The 25,828-nt window shown below is 61.4% G+C and carries 25 protein-coding genes; 12 read left to right on the top strand and 13 right to left on the bottom strand.

Going from position 1 to position 25,828, the window contains the following annotated elements; genetic code table 11:
- Positions 1-12: 12 nt before the first annotated feature.
- On the top strand, positions 13-837 hold the full coding sequence (gene efeO, locus HX830_RS03075) for an iron uptake system protein EfeO (protein WP_103499102.1): 825 nt from the start codon (positions 13-15) through the stop codon (positions 835-837).
- Positions 838-891: 54 nt separating this feature from the next.
- On the opposite strand, the gene pssA is transcribed toward efeO, so the two are convergent.
- A complete protein-coding gene (gene pssA / locus HX830_RS03070; protein ID WP_177098941.1) occupies positions 892-2,235 on the bottom strand; it encodes a CDP-diacylglycerol--serine O-phosphatidyltransferase in 1,344 nt (447 codons plus the stop codon).
- A 198-nt stretch (positions 2,236-2,433) separates the two neighbouring features.
- Here pssA and HX830_RS03065 point away from each other — a divergent pair, with 198 nt between their 5' ends.
- The 6 genes from HX830_RS03065 to pncA all read left to right on the top strand — a co-directional run bounded on the left by HX830_RS03065 (position 2,434) and on the right by pncA (position 6,485).
- The gene (locus tag HX830_RS03065) at positions 2,434-2,997 is read left to right on the top strand and encodes a TetR/AcrR family transcriptional regulator (protein ID WP_103499100.1); all 564 of its coding nucleotides are present in this window, start codon (positions 2,434-2,436) and stop codon (positions 2,995-2,997) included.
- 113 nt (positions 2,998-3,110) lie between these two features.
- Complete coding sequence (locus tag HX830_RS03060; protein ID WP_152738839.1) at positions 3,111-3,590, top strand: nuclear transport factor 2 family protein; 480 nt, start codon at positions 3,111-3,113, stop codon at positions 3,588-3,590.
- A 228-nt stretch (positions 3,591-3,818) separates the two neighbouring features.
- The gene (locus HX830_RS03055; RefSeq protein ID WP_177098940.1) at positions 3,819-4,358 is read left to right on the top strand and encodes a tetratricopeptide repeat protein; all 540 of its coding nucleotides are present in this window, start codon (positions 3,819-3,821) and stop codon (positions 4,356-4,358) included.
- A 54-nt stretch (positions 4,359-4,412) separates the two neighbouring features.
- A complete protein-coding gene (locus HX830_RS03050; RefSeq protein WP_103499097.1) occupies positions 4,413-4,910 on the top strand; it encodes an RNA polymerase sigma factor in 498 nt (165 codons plus the stop codon).
- Complete coding sequence (locus tag HX830_RS03045) at positions 4,907-5,695, top strand: anti-sigma factor family protein (protein WP_177098939.1); 789 nt, start codon at positions 4,907-4,909, stop codon at positions 5,693-5,695. Before HX830_RS03050 ends, HX830_RS03045 begins: the two co-directional genes overlap by 4 nt.
- Positions 5,696-5,834: 139 nt before the next feature.
- Positions 5,835-6,485 carry a bifunctional nicotinamidase/pyrazinamidase gene (gene pncA / locus HX830_RS03040; protein WP_177098938.1) on the top strand — a complete coding sequence of 217 codons (651 nt, stop codon included), beginning with the start codon at positions 5,835-5,837 and terminating at the stop codon, positions 6,483-6,485.
- Between the two features lie 24 nt (positions 6,486-6,509).
- Here pncA and HX830_RS03035 read toward each other — a convergent pair whose 3' ends face one another.
- The 6 genes from HX830_RS03035 to HX830_RS03010 all read right to left on the bottom strand — a co-directional run bounded on the left by HX830_RS03035 (position 6,510) and on the right by HX830_RS03010 (position 13,616).
- Complete coding sequence (locus HX830_RS03035; protein ID WP_177098937.1) at positions 6,510-7,241, bottom strand: hypothetical protein; 732 nt, start codon at positions 7,239-7,241, stop codon at positions 6,510-6,512.
- On the bottom strand, positions 7,238-8,512 hold the full coding sequence (locus HX830_RS03030) for an AAA family ATPase (RefSeq protein ID WP_177098936.1): 1,275 nt from the start codon (positions 8,510-8,512) through the stop codon (positions 7,238-7,240). Before HX830_RS03030 ends, HX830_RS03035 begins: the two co-directional genes overlap by 4 nt.
- 120 nt (positions 8,513-8,632) lie before the next feature.
- Entirely contained in the window at positions 8,633-10,321 is a 1,689-nt protein-coding gene (locus HX830_RS03025) for a SulP family inorganic anion transporter (protein WP_152738818.1), read from the bottom strand.
- A complete protein-coding gene (locus HX830_RS03020) occupies positions 10,314-10,931 on the bottom strand; it encodes a ParB-like protein (RefSeq protein ID WP_103499093.1) in 618 nt (205 codons plus the stop codon). Before HX830_RS03020 ends, HX830_RS03025 begins: the two co-directional genes overlap by 8 nt.
- An 83-nt stretch (positions 10,932-11,014) precedes the next feature.
- Positions 11,015-12,166 carry a glycerate kinase gene (locus tag HX830_RS03015; protein WP_177098935.1) on the bottom strand — a complete coding sequence of 384 codons (1,152 nt, stop codon included), beginning with the start codon at positions 12,164-12,166 and terminating at the stop codon, positions 11,015-11,017.
- A gap of 340 nt (positions 12,167-12,506) precedes the next feature.
- Complete coding sequence (locus tag HX830_RS03010; protein ID WP_177098934.1) at positions 12,507-13,616, bottom strand: sugar diacid recognition domain-containing protein; 1,110 nt, start codon at positions 13,614-13,616, stop codon at positions 12,507-12,509.
- Between the two features lie 171 nt (positions 13,617-13,787).
- On the opposite strand from HX830_RS03010, the gene HX830_RS03005 reads away from it, so the two are divergent.
- A complete protein-coding gene (locus HX830_RS03005; RefSeq protein WP_177098933.1) occupies positions 13,788-15,101 on the top strand; it encodes an MFS transporter in 1,314 nt (437 codons plus the stop codon).
- A 76-nt stretch (positions 15,102-15,177) separates the two neighbouring features.
- Here HX830_RS03005 and HX830_RS03000 read toward each other — a convergent pair whose 3' ends face one another.
- The gene (locus tag HX830_RS03000; protein ID WP_218171189.1) at positions 15,178-15,414 is read right to left on the bottom strand and encodes a hypothetical protein; all 237 of its coding nucleotides are present in this window, start codon (positions 15,412-15,414) and stop codon (positions 15,178-15,180) included.
- Positions 15,415-15,731: 317 nt separating this feature from the next.
- Here HX830_RS03000 and HX830_RS02995 point away from each other — a divergent pair, with 317 nt between their 5' ends.
- Complete coding sequence (locus HX830_RS02995) at positions 15,732-16,745, top strand: aldo/keto reductase (RefSeq protein ID WP_177098931.1); 1,014 nt, start codon at positions 15,732-15,734, stop codon at positions 16,743-16,745.
- A 9-nt stretch (positions 16,746-16,754) separates the two neighbouring features.
- On the opposite strand, the gene HX830_RS02990 is transcribed toward HX830_RS02995, so the two are convergent.
- Positions 16,755-18,560, bottom strand: coding sequence for an EAL domain-containing protein (locus tag HX830_RS02990; protein ID WP_256350389.1), 1,806 nt, complete (start codon positions 18,558-18,560; stop codon positions 16,755-16,757).
- 144 nt (positions 18,561-18,704) lie between these two features.
- Positions 18,705-19,565 (bottom strand): pirin family protein, encoded by an 861-nt coding sequence (locus HX830_RS02985; protein ID WP_177098930.1) that lies wholly within the window; start codon positions 19,563-19,565, stop codon positions 18,705-18,707.
- 157 nt (positions 19,566-19,722) lie between these two features.
- Here HX830_RS02985 and HX830_RS02980 point away from each other — a divergent pair, with 157 nt between their 5' ends.
- Positions 19,723-20,649: a LysR family transcriptional regulator gene (locus HX830_RS02980; protein WP_177098929.1), complete on the top strand. Its 927-nt coding sequence runs from the start codon at positions 19,723-19,725 to the stop codon at positions 20,647-20,649.
- A 121-nt stretch (positions 20,650-20,770) separates the two neighbouring features.
- On the opposite strand, the gene mqo is transcribed toward HX830_RS02980, so the two are convergent.
- Positions 20,771-22,417: a malate dehydrogenase (quinone) gene (gene mqo, locus HX830_RS02975; protein ID WP_103499085.1), complete on the bottom strand. Its 1,647-nt coding sequence runs from the start codon at positions 22,415-22,417 to the stop codon at positions 20,771-20,773.
- 410 nt (positions 22,418-22,827) lie between these two features.
- Here mqo and HX830_RS02970 point away from each other — a divergent pair, with 410 nt between their 5' ends.
- Positions 22,828-23,679 carry a CAP domain-containing protein gene (locus HX830_RS02970; protein WP_177098928.1) on the top strand — a complete coding sequence of 284 codons (852 nt, stop codon included), beginning with the start codon at positions 22,828-22,830 and terminating at the stop codon, positions 23,677-23,679.
- 3 nt (positions 23,680-23,682) lie between these two features.
- Here HX830_RS02970 and HX830_RS02965 read toward each other — a convergent pair whose 3' ends face one another.
- Entirely contained in the window at positions 23,683-24,369 is a 687-nt protein-coding gene (locus HX830_RS02965) for a GNAT family N-acetyltransferase (protein WP_103499083.1), read from the bottom strand.
- Between the two features lie 94 nt (positions 24,370-24,463).
- Complete coding sequence (locus HX830_RS02960; protein ID WP_103499082.1) at positions 24,464-24,838, bottom strand: tautomerase family protein; 375 nt, start codon at positions 24,836-24,838, stop codon at positions 24,464-24,466.
- Positions 24,839-24,947: 109 nt separating this feature from the next.
- On the opposite strand from HX830_RS02960, the gene HX830_RS02955 reads away from it, so the two are divergent.
- Entirely contained in the window at positions 24,948-25,814 is an 867-nt protein-coding gene (locus HX830_RS02955; protein WP_177098927.1) for a LysR substrate-binding domain-containing protein, read from the top strand.
- Positions 25,815-25,828: the final 14 nt, after the last annotated feature.

Raw genomic sequence — 25,828 nt, 5'->3', positions numbered from 1 at the left:
AGGAAACGCCCCATGAAGAAGTCGCCTCTTGCTTTGTTGTTGGCCCTTGGCTTGCTCCACACGCCGCTTTCGGCTTTCGCGGCCACCGCGCCGCTGGATCTGGTGGGCCCGGTGTCCGACTACAAGATCTATGTGACCGCGGAGATCGATGATCTGGTCAGCAAGACCCAGCAGTTCACCGACGCGGTGAAAAAAGGCGACCTGGCCACCGCCAAGAAGCTCTACGCACCGACTCGCGTGCACTACGAGAAGATCGAGCCGATCGCCGAGCTGTTCAATGACCTGGACGGCGCCATCGACTCCCGCGTCAACGACCATGAAAAAGGCGTGAAGGCTGAAGACTTCACCGGCTTCCACCGCATCGAATACAGCCTGTTCTCGGAAAACACCACCGACGGCCTGGGCGCCCTGGCCGACGGCCTGAACAAGGACGTCAAGGACCTGCAGACCCGCGTTGCCGGCCTGACCTTCCCTCCTGAGAAAGTCGTCGGCGGTGCCGCCGCGCTGCTGGAAGAAGTCGCCGCGACCAAGATCTCCGGTGAAGAAGACCGTTACAGCCACACCGACCTGTATGACTTCCAGGGCAACATCGACGGCGCGAAGAAAATCGTCGACCTGTTCCGGCCGCAGATCGAGAAGCAGGACAAGGCTTTCGCCGCCAAGGTGGACAAGAACTTCGCCGCCGTGGACAAGATCCTGGCCAAGTACAAGACCAAGGATGGCGGTTTCGAAACCTATGACAAGGTCAAGGATGCCGACCGCAAGGCCCTGGTGGGTCCGGTCACGACCCTGGCTGAAGACCTGTCCACCCTGCGTGGCAAGCTGGGCCTGAACTGAGGCCGGTGGTTATCCCGGGGGATTGCGATCGCCCGGGATGACCTCATCCGCGCTTTACAACATCCGATACAACAACCGCTCGATCCGCACCCGACTGACCCGCCGCAGGAACTTGCCCACCGCTTCCGGATAGTCCACCAGGGTTTCCAGGCTCTTGAAGCTGTCGATCCGCTGGGTGTTTTCCATGATCAGCGCCAACTCCTTGGCCCGCACCTCGCACAACTCGCGACGTGGATCGTCGATCAGCAAGGCATTCTCCAGATCCAGCCGGAACGCCCGTGGATTGAGGTTGTTCCCTGTCAGCAAGGTATAACGCTCGTCGACCCACATGCCTTTGAGGTGATAGGTGTTGTCACCGTCACGCCACAGGTGCAGGTTCAACTGCCCGCTGTCGATCACCGGCTGGTGACGCTTGGCGAAACGCCGCAGGCTGATCTCGTAGAGATAGGGCAAGGCGGCGATCACCTTGAACGGCTGGCTCGGCGGGATATAGAAGTCGTTGGCGGTCTTGTCGCCGACGATGATATCGATCTTCACCCCACGCTCCAGGGCCCGGTTGATTTCCCGGGTCACCGCCAGCGGCATGTTGAAATAGGGCGTGCAGATAGTCAGTTGCTGCTGGCTGGAGGCGATCAGTTCGCAGACCAGGCGGTTCAGCGTATTGTTCTTGCCCAGGCCCATCACCGGGCTGACCGACAGGCCGAAGGTCGGCTCACTGCCGGCCGTGGTGTCGTAGCCGGCTTTCTTCAAGCGGCTGCGCAAATCGCCGATGTCGCCGCGCAGGCTGCGGGTCGTCGGCAGTTCCGGCACATCGAGACGGCGCACCGCCCGGGAGGCCAGCAGCTCGTTGCGTATCAGCCCCTGCATCGAGTCGGCCAGAGCGGCGTTTTGCAGCACGTGGTAACGGTCGAAGCGGTATTTGTCGAACTTGTGCAGATAGACGTTGTTCAGGCTGGCGCCGCTGTAGATCACGCAGTCGTCGATCACGAAACCCTTGAGGTGGAGCACGCCGAACAGTTCGCGGGTCTGCACCGGCACCCCGTAGATCGGCACTTCAGTGGTGTGGTCGCGGGTTTGCGCCTGGTACCAGGCGCTGTTGCCCGGCTGCTTGCCGGCACCGATCAAACCGCGCTGGGCCCGTAGCCAGTCGACCACGACGACAATCTCCAGCTGCGGATGGGCCGACTTGGCCGCATGCAGGGCATCGAGGATTTCCTGGCCGGCTTCGTCTTCCTGCAGGTACAACGCCACCAGCGTGATGCGCTGCCGGGCACCGGCGATCTTCTCCAGCAGGCAACGCCGGAACTCGGCGGCCGAAGGCAGGATGGTCAAGGCCTCGGCAGCCAGCGGGAAGCTGCGCAGTTTGGGCAACAGGGAGCGTTTGAAGAGCGACGGCATAGGGCTCGCTAGGGTCGAATGCGAAGGATCGCTGAGTCTACACCATGCGCCGCTCTCGGACGCGCCTTCGAAGAGGGCTTTGCTGCCAACCTGGAGTCGTTCCCCGATGCGCCCCCTGCCCGTCCTCCTGTCACCCGCCATGGATTTATTTGAAAAAGACGATTGACCATGGAGAACGATCGTTCTACTCTCTTTCCCATGAACGAAATCACTCCGAACCAGACCCGCGAAAACCTGCTGGATACCGCCGAGCAGTTGATCTATCAAGGTGGCATCCATGCCACTGGCATCGATCTTCTGGTGCGCACTTCCGGGGTGGCACGTAAAAGCCTCTACAAGTACTTCGGCACCAAGGACGATCTGACCCTGGAAGCCTTGCGCCGCCGGGATATCCGCTGGATGCAGTGGTACCGCGGCGAAGTCGACCAGGCCGAAAGCTCCGGTGCCCGCCTGCTGGCCCTGTTCAGCGTGCTCGGCGGCTGGTTCGCCAGCGAAGGCTTTCGCGGCTGCGCCTTTATCAACACCGCCGGCGAAACCGGCGACCCCCAGGACCCGGTGCGGCAATTGGCCCGGGAACATAAACAGAAGTTGCTCGACTATGTGGTCGAGCTCTGTGAAGCACATGGCATCGCCGATCCCCTGGCCACTGGCAAACAGTTGCTGATCCTGATCGACGGCGCCATTACCGTTGCACTTGTCATGGGCGACCCCGGTGCAGCCGATAATGCGCAATGCATGGCGCGAACGTTATTGGCGCTCTGAGTCGTGCCCCGAACCGCCATTACGCTCCGGATGAGCGAGTGGCGGGCGGGCCACCGACCGCTTGACCCAAGCGCGACAACTTGTCTGAACCCTACTCAATTGGAGACATTGCCATGTCATCTGACGCTGACGTTCGCCCGCCGCTTCCCCCCTTCACCCGTGAATCGGCGATCCAGAAGATCCGCCTCGCCGAAGACGGCTGGAACTCCCGTGACCCGCAGCGCGTGTCCCTGGCCTACACCCTGGACACCCAATGGCGTAACCGTGCCGAGTTCGCCCACAACCGTGAGGAAGCCAAGGCGTTCCTGACCCGCAAATGGGCCAAGGAACTGGATTACCGCCTGATCAAGGAACTCTGGGCCTTTACCGACAACCGCATCGCTGTACGTTATGCCTATGAGTGGCATGACGACTCGGGCAACTGGTTCCGTTCCTACGGCAACGAAAACTGGGAATTCGACCAGAACGGCCTGATGTCCAACCGGCATGCCTGCATCAACGACATGCCGATCAAGGCCGAGGAGCGCAAGTTCCACTGGCCGTTGGGGCGCCGCCCGGACGATCATCCAAGCCTCTCCGACCTGGGGCTGTAACCCCTCCCTCGATCATTCCCGCCCCGGGTGGGAATGATCGCCTTTGCAAAAAATCGCCTGATGGGCGATTTTTTTCTGCAGCCTTGAATAAATGCCCAACATCAGGTGTTCAATCCATGGCAAGTATCGCAATCGACTGGCGACAGGCGTTGCAAATAAATTTCAGTGGCCACGAATAAAACCCGACGCATCAGTGTTTACTAGCCAACAGATACCGGAGCATTACCGATGAGCATCAAAGCCACCTTCGCGGTTCCTTTCCTGATGGCCAGCTGCATGGCCGCGACCCTGTCGAGCACGCCGGCATTCGCCTCGGGCGAAAAACCGGAATCGATGCCGCCAACCTGCCCCAAGGGGCAGGTGTGGAACAAAGCCAAAAAGGCCTGCGTGCCGTTTGTCAGCAGCCTGACCCCCGACGAAGACCGCACCGACTACGCCTACCGCCTGGCCAAGAACGGGGACTATCAAGCCGCCCTGGACCTGCTCGACACCCTCAAGCAGCCCAATACCGCCAAGGCCCTGAACTATCGCGGTTACGCCACGCGTAAACTGGGCCGTACCGACGAAGGCATCGGCTACTACCTGCAGGCCCTGGAGCTGGACCCGAACTACGCCCAGGTCCGCGAATACCTCGGTGAAGCCTACGTGATCAAGGGCCGCCTCGACCTGGCCCAGGTGCAGTTGCAGAGCATCAAGTCGCTCTGCGGCACCGATTGCGAAGAATATGAAGACCTGGCCGACGCCATCGCGCACCCGATTCCCAGCTGATCACCGTTAAAGGCGGAGGTTGTCATCGCCAGCGACAAGGAAATACGCACCGAGATGGGACAGCACCTGCCGCGCCTGTGGCGTTACGCGCTGGTGCTGTCCCGGCAACGCCATATCGCCGAAGACCTGGTGCAGGCCACCTGCGTCCGCGCCCTGGAGCGAGGCGATCAGTTCGTCTCGGGCACGCGTATGGACCGCTGGCTGCTGAGTATCCTGCATTCGATCTGGCTCAATGAAGTGCGCTCCCAACGGGTTCGCCGCGGCCAGGGCCTGGTGGATGCCGACGAAGCCTTGAGCTTCGACGGCGAACAGGTGGCGCAGACCCACGTCCTGGCCTCCCAGGTGATCCGGCGCGTCGACGCCCTGCCCGACGCCCAGCGCGAAACCGTATTTCTCGCCTATGTCGAAGGTCTGTCCTACAAGGAAGTGGCCCAGATCCTCGAAGTGCCCATCGGAACGGTCATGAGCCGGCTGGCCGCCGCACGGGTGAAGTTGGCGGAACATCCGCCCCTGCGTGCCGTGCCCAGCGCCAACAGCGGAGAACGGCGATGACCGACCAACTCTCGCACTACACCCCGACCGATGAACAGTTGGTGGCCTTTCTCGACGACGAAGTGGACGCCGAGGAGCGCAGCCGGATCGAAGCCGCTCTGGCCCGTGACGAAAGCGTGGCCGAGCGTCTCGAGTGGCTGATGCGCAGCGAACTGCCGTTCCAGCAAGCCTATGACGAACTGCTCGAACAGGCGCCCCAGGCTCGACTGGAGACCATGCTGCACAGCCTGCCGACAGAAAAAAAGGCCGCGACGCCGATGAGTCGACGCCGTTTCCTCGCCGTGGCCGCCAGCTTCATGGTCGCGGGGATTGCCGCGGATCGACTGTTCCAGGTCTGGCAGACACCCCCGCCGTCGAGCGAAATCAGCTGGCGTGGGCTGGTGGCCGACTATATGGCGCTGTACACGGCACAGACCCTGGAGAACCTGCCCGGCGACGACGCCACTCACCGGGCCCAGCTGCAAAGTGTCCAGCGGTACCTCGGGCTGGCGCTTGACCCCGCCCAGGTGCAACTGCCGGTTGTGCAACTCAAACGCGCGCAGATGCTCGAGTACGAACATATACCGATTGCCCAGATCAACTACCTGGACCCGCAACATGGGCCGCTGGCGTTGTGCATCACCCACTCGAAAACCGGGACCCGGGCCATGGCCCAGGAAGTGCGCCATGGCATGAATGTGGTGTTCTGGTCCGGGCCGACCTATGCCTACATGTTGATCGGGCGCAACTCGGTGGCGGAGCTGAACGATATGGCCGACCTGCTCAGGCAGCGTTTCGCCAGTTGAACCAGGCGATGTGGCCGGGCGCCTGCCAGGCCAATAACCTACCCGTCTCGCGGCCGACCACCGACGGTCCGAGGCGGCGCCTGGCGCAAGCACAACGACTAGACTGTTCGAGGCCGAACCCAATTTCCAAGGAGGTCCCATGTCCCCGTCTCACAACCTGCCGCCCCTGAACGACCCGCGTTGCGCCCTGGTCGTGATCGATATGCAGAATGACTTCATTCCCGGCGGTCAACTGGCGGTCCAGGGCGGCGACGAGATCGTGCCACTGATCAACCGCCTGGGCGCCCGCTTTCGCAATGTGGTCATCGCCCAGGACTGGCATCCCCGCGGCCATGTCTCGTTCGCCAGCAGCCATCCGGGCCATGCGCCCTTCGACAGCGTGCAACTACCCTATGGCACGCAAACCCTCTGGCCGGACCACTGCGTGCAAGGCAGCCACGGCGCGCAGCTGCATGCGGACCTGGACCTGCCCCATGCGCAATTGATCGTGCGCAAGGGCTGCAACCGCGAGATCGACAGTTACTCGGCCTTCGTCGAAGCCGACCGGCGTACGCCCACCGGCCTTTCCGGTTATCTGAAGGAACGCGGTATCGATACGGTCTATCTGGTCGGCCTGGCGTTGGACTACTGCGTCGCCTGGTCGGCCCTGGATGCACGGACGGCGGGCTTCAGCACCCTGCTGATCGTCGACGCCTGCCGGGCCATCGACCTGGACGGCTCACTGCAGCGTGCGCTGGGAGAGATGGAAACCGCCGGGGTGAAACTCATCGACTCGATGGCATTGGCGTAGCTACATCGTCCATTTTTCGCTTTATCACTTACGGGCTTGCTTACGTAGCCCAGCTTCACGCCCCTGTTGCTTTTTGGCGAGACGCTGGGCTAACTGCCTGATGGCTTCACAGTAAGCAGGAAGGCAATGTTGAGCGTCGGGAATACCCATTTTCCTGACAACTTGCAGCGCTGCCGTTGAGCTAAGGTACTTACCTCCAGGCTTTATTGCCCCCCGAATAACGGCCTTGCGATCATTGACCAAGACTGACGCATTTAAATTCAACACTTTTACAGTTTTCCTGGCTCGGTCTGAAAGTCCTTCTACCAAACCACTCTCATGAAAAAAGAACTGGGTACTCGCGTTTTGTCCGAGCGGAGACTCGAAAGGCTCTTGCGCAGGATCATAATTCTTTTTCTCAACCGCCCCGAACGCACAAGCCGTCGACCCCTGACTGGGCGGGAAGCACGCCACCATATTCGTATAATCAACGCTCCGACTCTGATGCTCTGCCTGAGGATAGATATGTTCAATATGACAACTGAGCGCCGTCTCCTTACCCGCAACCACCTCAACTTTGGTTGAACATTTCTGCTGAGTCAACAACCGCCGCATCGTATAAGCACACAGATGAAACTGCTCCAGCAGGAGTGCACGACGCACGTCTTCTGTCGGGAAACCTCCGCCGGAATAAGTCAGATTCTGGGGGGAGCGACGATTGGCATGTTTCCAGGCAGTCAGCGCTGGGGGTTCAACTCCTTTTTGAATACTCCTCATGGACGGTCCTCTTCAATCCACCTCAGAGAATCAATACTGCTCTGAATTTCCAGGACGTCAGGAATGTCCCCGACCTTGTGGCGTAATACGTCCAATCCCGCCTGGGCCTCATCGAACTTGTCGTCCTCCAGCAAGCGCCTGATGACACTAAGAGGACCACTGGCTATCAGGCTTTGGGCCCTCCCTCCCATCAACTCCTCAAGCACCTCTCCGCTACTCAATCCCAGCGATCGTTCGGGATGGCCAATATAACCGCCCTCCTTGAGAAGCATCACTGCTGTTGCTGGCAACTCTCCAAGAATTTGCGGTGAGTGCGTGGTAATGATGAACTGGCAATTAGGGAATGTTCTTTCCAAATTGGATACCACGGTCCTTTGCCATGCAGGATGAAGATGAAGATCCAACTCATCAATCAAGACCACACCTCGTCCCAACAAAGGCTCCTTGATTCCTCGATTCAACAGTGTCAGCCGACGTGCCAAATCCCCTATCATTGCCAGCAGGCAACGTTCACCATCCGAGAGCTGCAAAATGTTAAGCTCACGATCCCCCTTAAGAAGGGTCATCCGCAAAGAAGGTTTACGTCTGATTCGGATATCCTTGAATCCTGTGAATATCTCGATGGCTTCGCGAACCGCAGAAAGCTCTACATCACGAAAGTCCGAGTCATCGCGACGCTTTTCATTCTCCAGATCTTCCTGGTTTCTAAACCAGATAAAAAATCGTTTAAAATCTGCTCCGCCATGACCCAGCGCATCCTCATACCCCTCGGCAATAGCGTTATTCAATCGTTCTCTAACACGAAGAGGTACCTCAAGAACAGCACGATGTACATCGTAGTAGACAGCCAGGGGAGCTTGAATCTCGCTGGACTCAACGAGTTCGTAATGGGCTATTGCATTAGCCAACGAATTCACAGCTGAGTTCAAACGCGTCAGATCACTGCTACGCTCTTCCGGGTGTTTGCCTGATTTTCGATTTAATGCAATGGCCCAGCTCAGCTCCTCTGACAGACTGTCCCATTGGGTGACAGTGCTCAGGCGGGTGTACTCTGAACCTATGCGGATATCGTCTTGAGATATAGACCGAGACTTTGAAGCTTGGTCGATGATCCTGGACGTCAGGCTGGAAAGCGCAATAGCCAACGCATCCAGAATCGACGATTTGCCGACACCATTAACCCCCACAAGCGCAGTCGTTCGCTCCTTGAAGTCGAGCTCGATACGCTCGATCCCACGAAAATTGACGAGGGTGAATCGCTTGATCTGCATGATGGGTTTCCAGCTTGCCCGGCACAATCAGCCGGTATCCAATAAAATGCGACGATCATAGTAACTATCAGAGGGGCTGTCACGACGTAGGCGCCCACAAACTGTGACAGCCCCCCTGAACTATTGAGCTTCCACTTCCTTGGCTTGATTGCCCTCCTCCATGACCGATTGCACCACCGCAAACACGCTCAAGTCACTGAGCGTCACCTGTGCCAGCGTCTCGCTCGGTAGCGCCAGCAGGGCCTGATGCGCCTCGTGCTTCAAGCGTGCGATCAGCAGCCGCTTGCCCTCGGTCGGGAAACGCATGATGAAGTCCTGCAGGGCTTCGAGGCTGGTGCCGTCCAGGTCCGGTGACTCCTCCAGGCTGAGAATCACCGAATGCACGGCCTCACCTTGCTCGCGAACCCGCCGCGAGACGCTGCCAAGGATGCGTTCGGCGTTGGCGAAGAACAACGGCTCGCCCGGGCGCACGATCAGCACCCCGGGGACTTCCCGTGCCTGGGGATGCAGCTGGCAGTCGACGAAATCATGGCCCTCGGCAATATGCCCGAGCACCTGGACCGAGGCTGAAGACATCTGCCGCAACATCAGCATCAGGCTGATCGCCACCGCCGCCAGCAGACCGTCCAGCACCCCGAGCAGCAGCACCGCGGCCACCGCGCAGATCGCCAGGACACGGTCGCGGCGCCAGACGAAGTAGCGATGCAAGGGCTCCAGGCTCAGGGCCCGGGTCAACGCATGAATAACGATAGCCGCCAGCACCGGCTCCGGCGTCAGGGCGATCAGCGGCAACAGGGTCAGCACGATCACCAGCACCACCAATGCCGCCACCACCCCGGCCAACCGTGAGGTAGCACCCGCCGCATCATTGGCCGAGGTCGCCGAGTAGCCGGCACCGGCGGGCATGCCATGGAACAGACCGGACAACAGGTTGGCGCCGCCCAGTACCAGCAGGTCGCGGTTGGAGTTCACCCGGTCACCGTGCTTGAGGGCAAAGGCGCTGATGGAACCATAGGACTCGGCGTAGAGGATCATCACCATGGCAAAGCCCAGTTCCACCAGCTTCAGCCAGTCGGAGAACGCCAGGCGCGGCAGCGACGGCACCGTCAGTTGCAGGTCGATCACACCGATCAGGTCGACGCCATAGCCGGGCAAATCCAGCCATTTGCCGGCAGCCACACCGAGCATCACCACCAGCAAGCCGCCCGGCAGGCGCCGGTAACGGCCCAGTACCGAGAGCAGCACCAGGGCGACCACCGCCACCGCGACCCCGGCCCAGTTCCAGCGCGGCAACTGGCTGAGCAATTCGGGCACGAAGCGGATCAGGTCGCTGTGGGCGGGACTCACATGGACGATGCTCGCGACCTGCTTGAGGATGATGGTCACCGCCAGGCCGAAGGCAAAACCGCGTAGCACCGGCTTGGCGATGAAGGACGTGACGCTGCCCAGCTTGAACAAACCGGCGAGCAGGAACATCAGGCCGGTGATCATCACCAGGCCGATGGCCATGGTCAGGCGCAGCGCCATGTCGGGCCCCGCCACCGAGACCGTCGCCGCCGCCAGCACCGCGGCCGACGAGGAGGTGGCGGAGACGATGGCGTAACGGCTGGTGCCGAACAGGCCGTAGCAGAACAGCCCGGCAAACAACGCGATAACCCCGGCCTGGGGTGGCACGTTGGCGATGCTCGAATAGGCAACCGCTTCGGGTAACAGCAAACCGGCAATCGACAGCCCGGCAATCAGATCCGCCCAGCCGCGTTTCGGTTGCGCGGCGGGCATCGGGGTGGGCAGTGCGGACGGCTCAGGCATCGATCGGACCACTCCAACCCGGCAGATAACGCGCGGCCTGACTGCGAGCCAGCTTGAGGGCGGTTGCCTGCAGGTGCTCGCTCGACGCATTGAGTTCAGCGACGGTGATCCGCGTGCGGAAGAAGTCGGCCCAGAGAAACTCGCTGAAGGGCGTGACATCCTTGGCGAACCCACCGACCCGGCGCAAGGCGCCGGCAAGGCTGCGATAGGGGTCGTCCTGCAGTTCGCCGATAGACCCGGGCACTTTGTCGTAACCGCGGCGAATGCCCTTGGCATCGTAGGGATGGACCCACTGGTGGAAGTCCATGATGGTCCAGAAGCTGGCGGGTTCGACGAACGAGAGGTCCTTGAGCACCACCAATGAGACCTTCTTCACCTCCTCCTGCATCAGCGCCAGGCCGAAGTGGTGGTGATCGACGATGTAGTGCCGGCCTTCAGGCCCGAGGACGCAGGGAAACCAGTGATTATCGAGGGCGGCTTCGCGCTCCTTGCGCTTGAGGGTCTGCCATTGGGCTTGCTTGAGGGCGACCTCTTGCAGGCCGACGGTGACTTGGGTGGGGTGCAGTTTTGCAAGCTTTGCGCTGATCAGTTGCGGGCGGGCACGAGCCATTGAACATCTCCGGGCAGACAAGTCCGAAACCTGGACTGATCGCAAGCTTAGCCCTGAATGGCCCGAGGAGACACCGCGCATTATCATTCTTCACGGACAGGCCCTGCCGCCAGCTTCCAGACCCGGGCAATGTCCCCGGCTCGCGCGCTCAACAGCCGTGGCGCGTCACGACAGGCCTGCTCCAGGCTCATCGGCCCGGACACCAGGGCAAAGGCCGCGTCGACCCCATGGGCGTACATCTGCTCATAACCTTCACCGAGGGTCCCTGCCAGCACGATCACCGGCACGCCCTGCTCCCGGGCAATCCGCGCCACGCCGAACGGGGTCTTGCCGCGCAGGGTCTGGGCGTCGAAGCGACCTTCGCCGGTAATCACCAGATCAGCGCCGCGCACCGCCTCGGCCAGCCCCACCAGTTCCGCCACCACCTCCACACCGGGACGAAAGCACGCCCCGAAGAAGGCCTTGGCGGCAAAGCCCAAGCCGCCCGCCGCACCGCTGCCCGGCTCATCACGCACATCCTGGCCCTGCACCTGCGCGCAAAGATCGGCAAAATGCCCGAGGGCCGCGTCCAGTTCACGCACCTGGGCCGGTGTCGCGCCTTTCTGCGGGCCGAAGATCGCCGAAGCGCCCTGCTCGCCGCACAAGGGATTGTTTACATCGGCGGCGATCTCGAAACGCACCCGGTCGAGACGCGGGTCCAGCCCCTCAAGGGTCACCCGCGCGACACCGGCCAAGGCCAGGCCCCCCGCTTGCACCACCTGTCCCCGGGCATCGAACAGCCCTACACCCAAGGCCTGCAAGGCACCGGCACCAGCGTCGTTGGTGGCGCTGCCGCCAATCGCCAGGATGACCCGTTGCGCACCGGCATCCAGGGCCGCGCGGATCAACTCGCCGGTGCCGAAGGTGCTGGTGATGCAGGCATTGCGCTGTTCCCTCGGAACCAGCTGCAAACCGCTGGCCTCGGCCATCTCGATAATCGCCGTGGCGCTGGCCGGCAACCAGCCCCAATGCGCGTCCACCGGCGTGCCCAGGGGGCCACGCACCCGCTGCTGGCGCAACTCGCCGTTGCACACGGCCAACACCGCCGCCACCGTCCCCTCGCCGCCATCCGCCATCGGGCATTCAATCAGCTGCGCCTCGGGCAGTACCTGGGCCAGGCCTTCGGCAATCGCTCGGGCCACACCTTCGGCGCTGAGGCTGTCCTTGAACGAATCGGGGGCGATGATGATTTTCATGGGGACGATCTCCAGTTCTTGTGGCGTCCATGCTGCCAGTTGAAACAGGGAATGACGCCGGTCTGCTGCACAAGCCCGGACGAGCTTTATTGTTCAATCCTACAAACGCGCCCCGTGATCCGCACAGCCTCCCCCAGTTGTAGCCGGCTTGCTGGCGATGGTGTGGTGCAAGGCTCAAGGACCTCTTCGCGGGCAAGCCCTGCTCCTACAAGGCGGCGTCGTACACAAGATCGATGAGCGACGAGGCACTGTAGGAGCAGGGCTTGCCCGCGAAGAGGCCTTCAAGCCTTGCAATACCTGTCTGGACGCCGACGGCAAGCCGCTTCTACAGGGACGCTATCTACGTTGGCGATTCGCTATAAGGCAACAATTGCACCCCCAGGTACAACGCCAGCATCCCGTCCAGGCGCAGCGGGTCGACACCACTGATCTCGGCAATCCGCTCCATCCGATAGCGCAGGCTGTTGCGGTGAATCCCCAGCGCCTCGGCACAGCCCTGGCTCTGACCGTCATGCTCGCACCAACTGCGCAAGGTGGCGAGCAACTGGCCGTTGCTGTCCTTGGCGATCACCTTGCGCAGCGGCTTGAGCAACTCTTCCAGCGCATCGTCGCTGCGATGCCGCCAGAGCATCACCGGCAGGCGATAGCGATTGAGGTGCAACAAACGACTGTGGGGCAAGACCTCCCGGCCATAAGCAAGCAAATCACCGACCCGACGATAGCAGCGGCGCAAACCCTGCAAACCGTCAGCCTGCCCACCCGCGGCGACTCGGGCGATCTTCCAACCCAGGCTGTCGAGCTTCTCCAGCAGACGCTGATCGTCGAGGATCGCCGTCGCCGGCCGACACCACAGCAGCGAGGCGGTCGACCCACTCACGCACCAACTGTCGGGATAACGCGACTGCAACCAGGCCATCAGCGCTTCGGCACTCTGCCCCGGGTCCAGCTCGAACAGATAGGGAATCCGTGACAACTGCGGCTTGAGCCCCATCTGCCGGGCCTCGTCGATCAAACGCGGCGAATCGCCCTCGTCACTGAGCAACAAGGCCAGCAGATCATCACAGCGCTGGCGCCGCCACTGCTGTTCAGCCTGCTGATGGCGCTGGCCGACCAGCATTTCGGCGGTCATGCGCACCAGCTCGGCGTAAGTACGCAATTGCTCCGGCTCACCGGTAATGCCCAGCACGCCGATCAGCCGCTCATCGTGCATCAGCGGCAGGTTGATCCCTGGCTGCACGCCCTTCAGGCACTTGGCCGCCTGCTCGTCGATCACCACCACCCGGCCATTGGCCAAGACCAACTGCGCACCCTCGTGGCGGGTATTGATCCGTCCCGGCTCGCCGCTGCCCAGGATCAGGCCCTGGCTGTCCATGACATTGACGTTGTACGGCAGAATGGCCATCGTACGATCGACGATATCCTGCGCAAGGTCATGGTCCAGTTCGAACATAGCGGTAGGGTCCTTGGTTCAGGGGGATCAACGAACATTTGTTCAGCAGCACAGGGTACACCGGCAAACCCTGTGCACTGGCACAAAGACAGCAAGACCGGGGTGACCGAGACTCACAGGGCGATCAAGTTACCCTTGCCTCGCAAAAAATCATAATAAAGAGAGACCGCCATGTCACAGAGCGCCGCGATATCCCAGGCCACCGCTGACTTGAAAAACGCCGTATACAAGCGCATCACCCTGCGCCTGATCCCCTTTATCTTCATCTGCTACCTGTTCAACTACCTCGACCGGGTCAATGTTGGATTTGCCAAGCTGCAGATGCTCGACGCGTTGAAATTCAGCGAAACCATCTACGGCCTCGGGGCCGGGATTTTCTTTATCGGCTACGTGCTCTGCGGCGTGCCGAGCAACCTGGCGCTGAATCGCTTCGGTCCGCGGCGCTGGATTGCCCTGATGATGATCACCTGGGGCGTGTTGTCGACCTGCCTGCTGTTCGTCAGCACGCCGATCCAGTTCTATACCTTGCGCCTGTTCACCGGGGCCGCCGAAGCCGGCTTCTTCCCCGGCGTGGTGCTGTACCTCTCGCAGTGGTTCCCGAGCTTCCGCCGTGGGCGGATCATGGCCCTGTTCATGTCGGCGATCCCGGTCTCGGGCCTGCTCGGCAGTCCTTTCTCCGGCTGGATCCTCAACCACTTTGCCGCCGGTCAGGGCGGCCTTGCCGGCTGGCAGTGGATGTTCCTGTTGCAGGGGATCCCGACCATTGCCCTGGGCATCGCAGCGTTTTTCCTGCTGGCGGACAAATTCGCCAACGCCAAGTGGCTGACTACCGAGGAACGCGCCGTACTCGAAGACGACCAGGCCGAGGATGCCGCGAACAAACCCAAGGCTGTCAGCGACTCCCTGGGTGAAGTGTTCAAGAACCCGGCGATCTGGGCCTTTGGCCTGATCTATTTCTGCATCCAGAGCGGCGTCTACGCCATCAACTTCTGGTTGCCGTCGATTATCAAGAACCTGGGTTTCAGCGACAACCTGGTCATAGGCTGGCTCAGTGCGATTCCCTACCTGCTGGCGGCAGTGTTCATGTTGCTGGTGGGCCGCTCCGCCGACCTGCGCAAGGAGCGTCGCTGGCACCTGGCGGTACCTATGTTGATGGGTGCCGTCGGCCTGTTGATCGCGGTCAATTTCGCCACTTCGCCGGCCATTGCCATTCTCGGCCTGACGATTGCGACCATGGGTGCCCTCACCGGCCTGCCGATGTTCTGGCCGGTGCCCACCGCCCTGCTCAGCGCCGGCGCGGCCGCCGGTGGCCTGGCGTTGATCAACTCCATGGGCCAGATGGCCGGTTTCCTCAGCCCGTACCTGGTGGGCTGGGTCAAGGATGCCAGCGGCTCCACCGATGCGGCCCTGTATGTGCTGGCCGCGGTGATCATCGCCGGCAGCCTGCTGGCCCTGCGCATGACCCGCACCTTGCGGGCGGCGTGAAACAGCGGCCATAAAAAAGCCCGAGGCTCGACATTACTGTCGCCCTCGGGCTCGTCGCTCCCCCCAATGAATAAAATCAGGCGGTAGCGTTCACACTCACGCTTTGAGTCGTGGAGGTCATGGCTTTCTTGTGGTGTTTCTTTTTGTGGTGTTTTTTCTTGGTCGCCAACTGCATATCAGCCTTCTCGGAAGTGACCTTCTGGGTCTGAGTCGTTGGCGCAACCTGCGCCTGCGCCATCACCATCGGGACCACTCCCGCCTGGGCAACGACGATCGCCATGGCCAGCGCCTTAAGACGTTTCGAATTAAGCATCATCTCTCTCCATATTGAACGGGGTTATGTCCTGATGGCCTTTACAACTGTACCCGCCGGACAAGCGGGTCTCTTGGCTATATATGACTTTAGTTCGGGCTACTGTAACAACCTGTCAGAATTGACAGTTCCGACGAACGGTCAAGTAGTTGACATTGCCGTGCCCGTTCCCTGGAGAGCACCGGACTACGTGAAACTTTTGCGCAGTTTCCCCTGACAAGGCTGTCGGATATCGGTGAGTTGATTGAGGGATTGCTCAACAGCGGCATTCTGGTATCTGATGAACACCTTCTCTTTCGTGCAAAAGGATGTTGTTCATGAGTTACCGCACCCTCGGCCATTCCGGATTGCAAGTCAGCACCTTGACACTGGGCAGCATGATGTTCGGTGAACAAACCGACACCGAAACCTCCTTGCGCATCATCGACAAGGCCTGGGACCAGGGCATCAACTTTATCGACACCGCCGACGTCTACACCGGCGGGCGCTCCGAGGAAATCGTCGGCGAAGCGATTGCCCGCCATCGCCATGAGTGGATCCTCGCGACCAAGGCCGGTTTCGGCCCGGTGGACGGCAAGCCGAACCGCAGCGGCCTGAGCCGCAAGCACCTGTTCAATGCCATCGAAGCCAGCCTCGGGCGCCTGGGCACCGACTACCTGGATATCTACTACCTGCACCGCGAAGACCACAGCACCCCGCTGGAGGTCACCATATCGGCCATCGGCGACCTGTTGCGCCAGGGCAAGATTCGCCATTGGGGCCTGTCCAACTATCGCGGCTGGCGGATTGCCGAAGTGATTCGCGTGGCCGAACGCCTGGGAGTGGACAAGCCGGTGATCAGCCAACCGCTGTACAACATCGTCAACCGCCAGGCCGAAACCGAGCAGATCACCGCCGCTGCCGCCTACGGCCTCGGCGTGGTGCCCTACAGCCCGCTGGCCCGTGGCGTGCTGAGCGGCAAATACGCCCCGGATGTCGCGCCGGATGCCAACAGCCGGGCCGGACGCCAGGACAAGCGCATCCTCGAGACCGAATGGCGGGTGGAATCATTGCGCATTGCCCAGCAGTTGCAGGCGTATACCCAACAGCGTGGCGTCGGACTGGTGGAGTTCGCGATTGCCTGGGTGCTGAACAATACGGCGGTCAGCTCGGCGATTGTCGGCCCGCGCACCGAGGAGCAATGGGACAGCTACACCAAGGCACTGACGGTGAAGATCAGCGCCGAGGACGAAGCCTTCGTCGACTCGCTGGTGACTCCGGGGCATGCGTCCACCCCGGGTTTCAACGATGTCAGTCACTTTGTCTCCGGACGCGTGCCACGGGGCGTTTGAAGGCGGGCCTCAGCCCGTCTTCAGGGGGAACCGATCCAGTGCCGCCTGCTGGAAATACAGTGCCTCTTCGACCGGCCTGGAAAGAAAGTAGCCTTGGGCCTCGTCACAGCCGAAGTGCTTGAGTATTTCCAGGCAGCCGAAACTTTCCACGCCCTCGGCCACCGTCCGGTAGCCCAGGTCGCGGGCCACGCCGATGATCGACTTGGCCACCCGCTGATGCTGGGCACTGTGCTCCAGGTCGAAAATCATCGACTGGTCGAGCTTGAGGATATTGGCCGGGATCTTGTGCAGATAAGAGAAGTTGCTGTAGCCGGTACCGAAGTCGTCGATGGCCACATCGACGCCCATATCCCTCAGTTGCTGAAGTTGCTCGATCACCCCGGCGCTGGAACGCAGCCACTCGCCTTCGGTGATTTCAACCTCGAGCATTGCCGGGGCGACCCCATGGGCCCCACAGCGCTGGGCAATGACATCGGCGACGTTGCGCCCGTAAAAATCCCGCGAGGACAGGTTGAGGGATATTTTCTTGTCCCGGGCATAACCGGTGTTGGCAATCAGCGTCACAACCCGCTCGATCACCCAATCCGTCACCGAATGGATCAGCGAGCTTTTCTCGACAATCGGAATGAACTCCGCCGGCGAAATAAAGCCATGTAACCGATGGTTCCAGCGAATCAGCGCCTCGGCACTCAGGTGCGCGCCATCGCGCAACGAGAAACGCGGTTGATAGACCAGGAACACATCATCGGCCTTCAGGGCCGGCGTGATATCCGGCAACAGGCTGAACAGACGGCGGAAGGTCGCGTCGTCCTGATGGTTGTAATAGGCATAGGGCTGGGCTTTCTGCCGGGCGGTCTCCAGGGCGAACAAGCCCTTGCGCAGTAGCTCCCGGGCCGTTTCCGAGCCCCCCTCGAACTCCAGCAACCCCGCGCAGACCGTGGGTACCATCGGTAGATTCTCGCTGATGGGCGCCCGGCGCAGCCAATCCACCAGCCGCGGTAAAAAGCCCCGCGCCTCGACGGCGTCCATCTGCATGGTGAAGGCAAAGCCCTTGACCGTCACATGATAGATCTTGATTCCGGTGCCGATAAACACCTGGATTCGCGAGGCCATATCCCGCAGCACCGCTTCAAAGGGCAGCATGCCCTCCGCCACCGTCAAACGGTGCGCCCAGTCGGTATCCAGGGCATCGACCGTCACCAGCACCCGCTTGCGGGTTTCGCCAGACTCGATCAAACCCTGCAGATCGGAGAGAAACTGCGTGCGGTTGGACAGACCACTGACCGCATCCACACGCTTGAGCAGGTGCTGGCGCTCGATCAACTGCATGATCAGCGCGGCGAAATCTTCCAGGGCCGCTTGGTCTTCCGGCGTCAGGTCGTGGGCAACCGTATCGAGGATACACACGCTGCCGATGGCATAGCCGCCGTCGGTACGCAGGGGCGCGCCGGCATAAAACGTCAGCGCACCGTCGCCCTGGACCAGGGGGAAGTCGGCAAAGCGCGGGTCCAGGCAGGCGTTGTCGACCACGAACACGCCGCTTTGGCGGATCGTGTGGGCACAGAACGACAGCTCCAGCTCTGGCGCTTGCTGAGCGGAAAAGCCGGTGGTGGCGAGGAACCACTGGCGGTCCTTGTCGATCAGGCTGACGATCGCCACCGGCGCTTGAAAGCGCGAGGCGACCAACCGGCAGATCCGCTCGAAACACTCTTCGCGGGCAACATCCATCAGGTCGAAGGCATGCAGGGCGGCCAGCCGCTCCTCTTCTTCGCGATCACGCAACAACATCTGCTCGACTGTCGTGAGTTTTTTCATCAGTACCTGTTGTCGTCAATCCGAGTCGTTCAGTCGGCCGGAGAAGATGGCCTTTTGCCGCTAATCATTGCGCGGGCACCGAATAATATCCAGAAAAATGCGACCAGTGTCTGACAGAGAGCAGAAAGCCGTGTACCCGATCGGTTACAGACGCCCCTCCTCACGCAGACGTCGACCGATCTGGAGAATCTCGGCCTCGCCCCGGGCCAGCGCCGCGGCGCTGGTATGCACCGAATAATTGCCCAGCACCAGTTCATGGGGATGCTTGTACGCTGAGCCTAGCACGAAGGTGGTATCACCCCGGGCCACGAGATCGATGGCCTCCTCGCGCTCCTCGAAAATCGCCAACTCACCCTCACCGAGCGGCCCGCCAGCGTCACCGGCGTCAAGCTGGCCGATATCGACCGCCAGCCAACCCACGCGGTGACCGGCCGGTGGTGTGTAGATCCAGCGTTCACCGTCTTTCAAGTGTACGGCCAGGTAGTTCATCGGGGCGGGGGCCGCGATCAGGCTTTGCGCCGCACCGTAGCGCCCCAGCAACACCCGCGCCGGTCCTTCCTGTGGCACCTGCGACGGGGTCAGGTACTGGCTGCGTGCCGGAGCATTCTCATCGGCCGCCGGCAACGCCACCCAGAGCTGAAAGCCGCGCACATGGCTGACCTCAGGCACGATCGAACCGGTGTGCCAGACACCATTGCCGGCCTGCATCCATTCAACACCACCGGCCAGCAAGCGGCCTTTTTCGCCGGTGCTGTCTTCATAGAAAAACTCGCCTTCGCTCAAATAGCTCAACGTGGCGATGCCGGAATGCGGGTGCATGCCAAACCCCGGCTGACCGGCTTTCGTCTGGAAGCTGAAACGATCGAGAAAGACGAACGGTTTGAGCCACGCGCCCAGGTCGCCGGGACTTACCAGGCGCGTAATCGCCCCGTGGGTACTGCCGTGGGTCCGATGAACAATGGCCCGCCGCTGCGGGGTACGGGCAATGGCGGTACGTGCCGGCATGGGGAATGCTCCTGAAAAATGATCGGATAAATCCCGGGACGGCAATCAATGCAAACGCGGTCCCGGGCCAGTTGCGACGCAGTATGGATTGCTCTCTATTACCGGACTAGATGGCATAATTGGATTTCACTCATCCATTTATGTGAGTAATTTCGCCATGCTCGACCTGAATGAAATTGCCATGTTCGTCCAGGTGGTACGCTACGGCAGCTTTGCCGAGGCCGCTCGGCACCTGGGTGTACCGGCCAATACCCTGAGCCGGCGAATCCAGCAGCTCGAAGCTCGGCTCGACACGCGTCTGATGCAACGCTCCACCCGCAAGCTGACGCTGACCGGCGCCGGCCAGGCCTTCCATGCCCGTTGCGCCGGGGCCGTCGACGGTCTGCTCGACGCCAGCCACGAGCTGCAAGGCGGCAGCCAGGTTCCCAGTGGCCTGGTACGGGTGGCGGCGACCGCCGACTTCTTCGAGTTTTTCCCGATGGACTGGGTCGCCGAATTTCTCGCCCGTTACCCCCAGGTCAAGCTCGACTTCGTCCTCAGCGACGCCAAGGCCGACCTGATCGCCGAACAGATCGACGTCGCCTTTCGCGCCGGTCCCCTGCAGGATTCGGCCTTTGTCGGACGCCAACTGCTGGGCCCCCGTAGCGACGGTCTGGTGGCCAGCCCAGCCTATCTCGCGACGCATGGCGTGCCGCCGACCTTGCAGGCGCTGGTTCAGCATGACTGCATCAGCGCCCCACACCCCGGCGGCCACACCACCTGGCGCCTGAGCAGCCCGGCCGGCGTCATGGAGGAAGTGCAGGTCAGCGGCCGCTTCAGCGCCAACACCGCCCAGGCGCTACGCAAGGCCGCCCTGGCGGGCCTGGGCATCGTCCTGTTGCCGCCGACCATGGCCCGCCTCGATGTGCAGGCCGGCCTGCTGGTGCCGGTATTGCCCGGTTACCAGCGCAAGAGCCAGGGCATGAACGTGATCTATCCGAGCCGGCGCCAGTTGCCCCTGGCGGTGTCGACGTTTATCGACACCTTCATGGACAAGCTCCATGGGCAGGATGGATGGCCTAAGCCTGTCCCTGACCTTGAGTGATATCCATCGTTCGCCGAAAGCCTTTTTTCGTGGACATAAAAAAACACCCACTGGCCGGTCGCATGAGCGGGCAATGGGTGTTCTTCGGTTTACAGCGCCTCGCCGAAGCGAGGCCGGGTCTTTACAGCGCCATGTCAGCCGCTGGAGTGTCGGCTTTTGGCTTGTCAGTCGCAGCCGGTGCGGCTGGCGCAGCGGCGGTCTGACCGATCACCGGAGGCTTTGTCAGTTGCAGGATTTCAGCGGTGTAGTCCCATTCTTTCTGGACCGCTGCAGGGTTGCCGTTCAGCTTGGTGCCGTAGCTCGGCACGATCTGGTGCAGTTTTTCCTGCCAGGCAGGCGTCGCAACCTGGTCCTTGAAGACCCGTTCCAGAATGGTCAGCATGATCGGCGCGGCGGTGGAAGCACCTGGCGATGCACCCAGCAGGCCGGCGATGCTGTTGTCCTTGGCGGTGACCACCTCGGTGCCGAGTTTCAGGACGCCGCCCTTCTCTTCGTCACGCTTGATGATCTGCACGCGCTGACCGGCTTGCCACAGGCGCCAGTCTTCTTTCTTCGCTTCAGGGAAGTATTCTTTCAAGGCGTTGAAGCGGTCGTCATCCGACATCATCAACTGACCGGCCAGGTACTCCACCAGCGGGTACTGCTCGATCCCGACGCGGGTCATCGGCCAGACGTTGTGGGTGGTGGTACTGGTCAGCAGGTCGAAGTACGAACCGTTCTTCAGGAACTTGGTGGAGAAGGTCGCGAATGGCCCGAACAGGATCACGCGCTTGCCGTCCAGCACACGGGTGTCCAGGTGCGGAACCGACATGGGTGGCGCGCCGGTCGAAGCAATACCATAGGCCTTGGCCATATGCTTGAGGGCGATGTCCTGGTTATCGGTGACCAGGAACGAACCGCCGACCGGGAAGGCCGCGTAGTCGTTGGCTTCAGGGATGCCGGACTTCTGCAGCAGGTGCAGCGCACCGCCACCGGCACCGATGAACACGAACTTGGCGTCGGCCGCGGTTTCGCTGCCGTCCTTCAGGTTCTTGTAGGTGACGCGCCAGGTGCCGTCGTCATTGCGCTTGATGTCCTCGACTTCGCTGGACAGCTTCAGCTTGAAGTTAGGCTGGGCCTGCAAGTAAGCGACGTACTGGCGGGTGATTTCGCCGAAGTTCACGTCGGTGCCGATAGGCGTCCAGGTGGCCGCGATCTTCTGCTTTGGATCACGCCCTTCCATCATCAGCGGGACCCACTTCTTGATCTGTTCCTGATCTTCGGTGTACTGCATGCCGCTGAACAGCGGGCTGGTCTGCAGCGCCGCGTAGCGATCCTTGAGGAACTTGACGTTGTCGTCACCCCACATGAAGCTCATGTGCGGCGTCGAGTTTATAAACGAATGCGGGTTCTTCAGCACGCCCTGACGGACCTGCCAGGACAGGAACTGACGGGTGATCTGGAACGACTCGTTGATCTCGATCGCCTTGGAAATATCGATCTTGCCGTTCTTGTCGTACGGCGTGTAGTTCGACTCGGCCAGGGCGGAGTGACCGGTACCGGCGTTGTTCCAGCCATTGGAGCTTTCTTCGGCGACGCCATCGAGGCGCTCGACCATTTCCATCGACCAGTCCGGCTGCAACTCATTGAGCCAGATCCCCAGGGTCGAACTCATGATGCCCCCGCCGATAAGCAGCACATCGACTTTCTTTGTCTCGGCCGCGTGTACGGACATCGCGCCCATCGTCACTGCCAGCCCCAGCAGTGCTGTGTTCAGTTTCTTCAACATTCGGTAATACCTAGGATAGGTAGACATACAAGGCCCATGAAAAACCACCGGCCTCACGTTCATGTCCCTCCTGCGCTGACTTTTTATTAGTCATTGGCTTCAGCTACGTTGGGTGACACTCATTTTGTTTGCCTCTGCCCGGACCTGGTCGACAAGCGCAATCTGTCAGCTCATACGACTCAGCCAGTAAGGCTTTTTTCTCGATTCCTTCGACGTCCGGTCACCTCGGATAGGCACGCTAGACGCTTCCGTGCTGCGACATAATACCTCAGCTACGTGACTGGATGAAAATGCCTCGCCTTTACACAGAGAAAACCTACCGAAATTGTAGGATAAGCCGACCAAGGTTCAAGTGCTCCTGCAGTGGGAAATCCGGCATGATGGGCGCAGTCCGTCCCAGGGAGATGCCCATGCGCTTCATACCATCGCTTATCGGTCTGGCCACGCTGACGCTGGGCCCGGTGTTCGCGGCCAACGCCGCCCCTGTCGATCAGGTGCAACTGGTTGACTCGATCAACCACTACCGCAGCCAGGTGCAGCGCTGTGGAAGCCAGGCCTCACTGGAGTTGCCGCCACTGGTCAGCGATCCCCGCCTGGTGTTGCCCATCAATAACCCGGGCGACTTGCAGCAGGCGCTGAGTGCCAAGGCGTATCCAATGGTCACCGTACAGGCGATCAGCCTCTCGGGGCCACGTGACGCGGCGGCGGCGATGAAAGCGGTGGAGGAAAGTTTCTGCCAGGTGGTGCTGAACCCGCAGTTCGTCGATATCGGCGTCAACCGCGAGGGACGCGAATGGCGCATCGTGCTGGCGCGGCCGCTGCTGAGCGCGCGCCTGGGCGACTGGCAGGCGGAAGGCCAGAAACTTCTCGAGCAGATCAACAGCGCCCGCACGCAAGCGCACCAATGCGGCGGCCAGGCGTTCGCCGCCACCACGCCCCTGGCCTGGAACGCGGTACTGGCGAGCGCCGCTGAAAGCCATAGCCGGAATATGGCCAACAACAACTTCTTCGATCACAAGGACCGTGACGGACGCATGCCGGGGGATCGGGCCGAGCTGGCGGGCTATAACGGCCAGATGATCGGCGAAAATATCGCCGCCGGCCAGGACACCGTACGCAAGGTGGTCGACGGCTGGCTGGCCAGCCCCGGTCACTGCGCCAACCTGATGAATCCACGATTCCGCGAGCTGGGCGCGGCCTACGTGGTGGACCCGAAGAGCGATTCCGGGATCTACTGGACCGCGATGTTCGGCACCCCGTAACTATCAATGGTCGCCCAGCCGCTCCAGGACAAAAGCCCTGGCGTGGCGGGTCATCTGGTCGAGCTGGCGGTCACGCTGCTTCTCGGCGTCGACCATCGCGCGCTTGCCGTGTTGTTGCAACAGGTAGGCATGAATCTGTCGCACCTCCAGGGAACGATAGATCGGCGCGATATCCAGCACCGCCACCAGCCCGTCCGTGCCGTGGTCACGGGTATTCATCAATACCTGCGGCCCGCGCGCGGCCAGCACCTGGAAACCCAGGGCCTCGAACACTGGCACCTTGCCGACGACACAGGCCAGTTCCGCGTGGGGATAGCGCTGGAGCACCGGTTGCAGCATCGCCCGCGCCACACCCTGGCGCCGATGGCCTTCACGCACCGCCATATAAGCGATCGAACAGGCTTGCGGATCATCCTTGACCGGTAAATACAGCAGGAAACCGATGACCTTCTCGGGATCCCGGGCATCGGTTGCCACGATCAATTCGACGGCCAGGCCCTTGGAGCCGTCCATCGCCTGCATATAGAGATGCACCTCATAACCGACGCCATACTGATACAGGTTGTAGAGCGGGTTGCTCGGCGCAATAGCCACCTGACTGACGTCGGTGACGTAATCCACGACCATCTGCTGGATCTGGCTATGGATCGACTCCGGGGGCGGGGTTTCAAACAAGGTGATCGTGGACATCGAACATCGGGCTCCGAGGGTTGAGACGCACCCTCGGCAGTCGGCAGCGAAGGGCCGCGCATGATAACCGGTCTTGCCCGGGTCAGGCGGTGTGTCAGTTACCCCGCCCTCCCGCAAACGACCACTCATCGGCCTGGGTGGTGCTGATCACCACCATGACATCCTCAGGATCAATCCCCGGCGCCACACTCAGCCGCTCTACCAACCGCCGATAAAAGCACTGTTTCGTCGCGGTATCCCTGATGCGCCCGGCAGTAATCGCAATCAGCACAAAGTCCTCGCTGCGCGGCCCGCCCAGGTAGTCGCGATCGAAGATCAGCTCGCCCACCTCGTGCTGATGAATCACCTGGAAGCGATCGGTAGGCGGTACCTCGAAACTTTCCACCAGGGCCTCATGCAGCTCCTCGGACAATCGGCGCAGGTACTCGGGGGACTTGCCCCGATGCAGGGAAATACGGGCAAAAGGCATACAACCTCCAACACACTGTTGATTTGACGGAGGCAGGTTAACCAGCGACGATAGTTCCGAATATCAGATTAGATAGAACCCACAATCCCGAATAAGTGGATGATTACTCATGCGTCACCCCACCTTCGACCTGGATGTACTGCGCACCTTTGTCACCGGTGTCGAGCTTGGCAGCTTCGCCAAGGCCGCCGAACGCCTGGGGCGCTCGACCTCGGCGGTCAGTGCCCAACTGAAGAAACTCGAAAGCCAGGTCGGCAGCGCCGTGCTGGTAAAGTCGGGGCGCGGCCTGATCCTCTCGGCAGCGGGCGAATCCCTGCTCAGCCATGCCCGGTGCCTGCTGGAACTGAACGACGAGATCTTCAGCCGTCTGCAAGGCGCCCGTATCGAAGGCACGGTGCGCATCGGCTTGCAGGATGATTTCGCCGAACATCTGCTCAGCGACGTGCTGCGGCGTTTTTCCAGGGTCCACCCACTGGTCAGCCTTGAGGTCAGCATCGCCCGCAACGCCGAGCTGTTATCGATGATCGAGAATGGCCGCCTGGACCTGGCGCTGGCCTGGGAAGCCGGCGCCAGCACCCCGCACGCCACGCGCCTCGGTGAAACGCAGATGCACTGGATCGGCTCGCGCGAGTTGCCGGCGCCCTCTCCTGCCGACAACCTGCCTTTGCCCCTGGTGGTCTTCGATGCGCCATGCATTTTGCGCAGCGCGGCAACCAAGGCCCTGGACCAGGCGCATATCCCCTGGCGAGTGGTGCTGACCAGCCCGAGTGTCAGTGGCATCTGGGCCGCCGTATCGGCCGGACTCGGTATCACTTTACGCACCCGCATCGGCCTGCCCCCTCAGCTTGCGCTGATTGAAAGCCTGCCGGCGCTGCCCATGCTCGGTTATGTCCTGCACCAGGCCGTGGCGGCGCCGACAGCGGCGGTACGACAGCTGTCCGAGTTGATCCAGGCAAGCCTCGCCGAACTGCGCTAACTGGCCGCCGCCCA

This window comes from Pseudomonas gingeri (assembly GCF_013385425.1).
In the GTDB taxonomy this organism is placed as follows: Bacteria; Pseudomonadota; Gammaproteobacteria; order Pseudomonadales; family Pseudomonadaceae; genus Aquipseudomonas; species Aquipseudomonas gingeri_D.
The sequence above is the reverse complement of the archived record's forward strand: the minus strand, read 5'-3'. Positions and strand labels throughout refer to the sequence as shown.

Coding starts and splice junctions, on each gene's coding strand:
- efeO (WP_103499102.1), top strand. CDS start 13: ATGAAGAAGTCGCCTCTTGCTTTGTTGTTGGCCCTTGGCTTGCTCCAC.
- pssA (WP_177098941.1), bottom strand. CDS start 2,235: ATGCCGTCGCTCTTCAAACGCTCCCTGTTGCCCAAACTGCGCAGCTTC.
- HX830_RS03065 (WP_103499100.1), top strand. CDS start 2,434: ATGAACGAAATCACTCCGAACCAGACCCGCGAAAACCTGCTGGATACC.
- HX830_RS03060 (WP_152738839.1), top strand. CDS start 3,111: ATGTCATCTGACGCTGACGTTCGCCCGCCGCTTCCCCCCTTCACCCGT.
- HX830_RS03055 (WP_177098940.1), top strand. CDS start 3,819: ATGAGCATCAAAGCCACCTTCGCGGTTCCTTTCCTGATGGCCAGCTGC.
- HX830_RS03050 (WP_103499097.1), top strand. CDS start 4,413: ATGGGACAGCACCTGCCGCGCCTGTGGCGTTACGCGCTGGTGCTGTCC.
- HX830_RS03045 (WP_177098939.1), top strand. CDS start 4,907: ATGACCGACCAACTCTCGCACTACACCCCGACCGATGAACAGTTGGTG.
- pncA (WP_177098938.1), top strand. CDS start 5,835: ATGTCCCCGTCTCACAACCTGCCGCCCCTGAACGACCCGCGTTGCGCC.
- HX830_RS03035 (WP_177098937.1), bottom strand. CDS start 7,241: ATGAGGAGTATTCAAAAAGGAGTTGAACCCCCAGCGCTGACTGCCTGG.
- HX830_RS03030 (WP_177098936.1), bottom strand. CDS start 8,512: ATGCAGATCAAGCGATTCACCCTCGTCAATTTTCGTGGGATCGAGCGT.
- HX830_RS03025 (WP_152738818.1), bottom strand. CDS start 10,321: ATGCCTGAGCCGTCCGCACTGCCCACCCCGATGCCCGCCGCGCAACCG.
- HX830_RS03020 (WP_103499093.1), bottom strand. CDS start 10,931: ATGGCTCGTGCCCGCCCGCAACTGATCAGCGCAAAGCTTGCAAAACTG.
- HX830_RS03015 (WP_177098935.1), bottom strand. CDS start 12,166: ATGAAAATCATCATCGCCCCCGATTCGTTCAAGGACAGCCTCAGCGCC.
- HX830_RS03010 (WP_177098934.1), bottom strand. CDS start 13,616: ATGTTCGAACTGGACCATGACCTTGCGCAGGATATCGTCGATCGTACG.
- HX830_RS03005 (WP_177098933.1), top strand. CDS start 13,788: ATGTCACAGAGCGCCGCGATATCCCAGGCCACCGCTGACTTGAAAAAC.
- HX830_RS03000 (WP_218171189.1), bottom strand. CDS start 15,414: ATGCTTAATTCGAAACGTCTTAAGGCGCTGGCCATGGCGATCGTCGTT.
- HX830_RS02995 (WP_177098931.1), top strand. CDS start 15,732: ATGAGTTACCGCACCCTCGGCCATTCCGGATTGCAAGTCAGCACCTTG.
- HX830_RS02990 (WP_256350389.1), bottom strand. CDS start 18,560: ATGAAAAAACTCACGACAGTCGAGCAGATGTTGTTGCGTGATCGCGAA.
- HX830_RS02985 (WP_177098930.1), bottom strand. CDS start 19,565: ATGCCGGCACGTACCGCCATTGCCCGTACCCCGCAGCGGCGGGCCATT.
- HX830_RS02980 (WP_177098929.1), top strand. CDS start 19,723: ATGCTCGACCTGAATGAAATTGCCATGTTCGTCCAGGTGGTACGCTAC.
- mqo (WP_103499085.1), bottom strand. CDS start 22,417: ATGTTGAAGAAACTGAACACAGCACTGCTGGGGCTGGCAGTGACGATG.
- HX830_RS02970 (WP_177098928.1), top strand. CDS start 22,828: ATGCGCTTCATACCATCGCTTATCGGTCTGGCCACGCTGACGCTGGGC.
- HX830_RS02965 (WP_103499083.1), bottom strand. CDS start 24,369: ATGTCCACGATCACCTTGTTTGAAACCCCGCCCCCGGAGTCGATCCAT.
- HX830_RS02960 (WP_103499082.1), bottom strand. CDS start 24,838: ATGCCTTTTGCCCGTATTTCCCTGCATCGGGGCAAGTCCCCCGAGTAC.
- HX830_RS02955 (WP_177098927.1), top strand. CDS start 24,948: ATGCGTCACCCCACCTTCGACCTGGATGTACTGCGCACCTTTGTCACC.